Origin of the sequence: Sutterella parvirubra YIT 11816 (assembly GCF_000250875.1) — a bacterium.
GTDB lineage: Bacteria > Pseudomonadota > Gammaproteobacteria > Burkholderiales > Burkholderiaceae_F > Sutterella > Sutterella parvirubra.
This window is the reverse complement of the sequence record NZ_JH605010.1, coordinates 1-941: the sequence shown is the minus strand read 5'-3', so window position 1 is coordinate 941 and position 941 is coordinate 1. Positions and strand designations below refer to the sequence as shown.

Annotated in this window: 2 protein-coding genes; one reads left to right on the top strand and one right to left on the bottom strand. The window is 63.4% G+C overall.

All coding sequences use genetic code 11. The annotated features are described in order from the left end of the window. A partial coding sequence (gene rmuC, locus HMPREF9440_RS12205) for a DNA recombination protein RmuC (RefSeq protein WP_008543375.1) occupies positions 1 to 611 on the top strand: 611 nt, incomplete at its 5' end. A 97-nt stretch (positions 612 to 708) separates the two neighbouring features. Here the strand turns inward: rmuC and HMPREF9440_RS08590 are convergent. Then, a complete protein-coding gene (locus tag HMPREF9440_RS08590; protein ID WP_008543373.1) occupies positions 709 to 918 on the bottom strand; it encodes a TOBE domain-containing protein in 210 nt (69 codons plus the stop codon). Positions 919 to 941: the final 23 nt, after the last annotated feature.

Here is a 941-nt window from a genome sequence, read left to right as displayed (position 1 = left end):
CGATTCTCCGGCAGGCGAAGTCGATTCAGGAGAAGTACGTGCGCCCGCCGGTGACGACCGAATTCGCGGTGATGTTTCTGCCCTCCGAGGGCCTCTACGCCGAGGTGCTGCGGACGCCCGGGTTGGCTGAGCGCCTTCAGCGCGACTTCCGCGTGACCCCGGCCGGCCCCACCGTGCTCTCCGCCCTTTTGAACAGCCTTTTGATGGGCTTCATGACGCTCGCGATGGAGAAGCGCTCGGGCGAAGTGTGGCGGCTTTTGTCGGAGGTGAAGAGCGAATTCGAAGCCTTCAGCAAGCAGTTCACGGTCGTCGAGAAGAAGTTCCGCGAAGCGCAGAATTCGCTCGAAGTGATGGGCGTGAAGCGCCAGAGGATGAGCCGCCGCATGAACGAGATCGACGGACTCTCCGAACTCCCCGACGGGCCTGAAGTTGCGGGGGTTGCGGAGGGTGCGGACGCCCTGGGCGCCCTTCCCATGAACCCGGTTCTGAACCTCGAAGACCTTGCCGGGCTCTCCGCCGCGGCGGAGGTGGGGGACGCTTTGGCGACGGAGACGGTGGTCGAGGAGGCGGCGGAGGCGAAGCCCTCCGAGGGGCCGACGCAGCCGAACTGATCCTGCCGTTGGGGCCGTGAGGCCTCCGGCAGAAAGAAAAAGCGCCCGGGCCGTGCGGCTCCGGGCGCTTTTTTGAATCCGGTGATCGCGGGAAAACTTATTCCACGGCGACCATGACCGAGCTCGCCTTGATGACGGCGTAGGCCTTTTCACCGACCTTGAGGCCGAGGTTCTTGGCGGAGGTCGTCGTGATCGAGGAAACGATCTTTTCGCCGGCGGCGGTTTCGATCGTCACTTCGGTCGAAACGGGGCCTTCCTTGATCTCAACGATCTTGCCTTCGAGGCAGTTGCGGGCGGAAATCTTCATAGAAATCCCTCAGGAAACCCTCG

Excerpts from the sequence above, each read along its gene's own strand:
- HMPREF9440_RS08590 (WP_008543373.1), bottom strand. The coding sequence starts at position 918 with ATGAAGATTTCCGCCCGCAACTGCCTCGAAGGCAAGATCGTTGAGATC.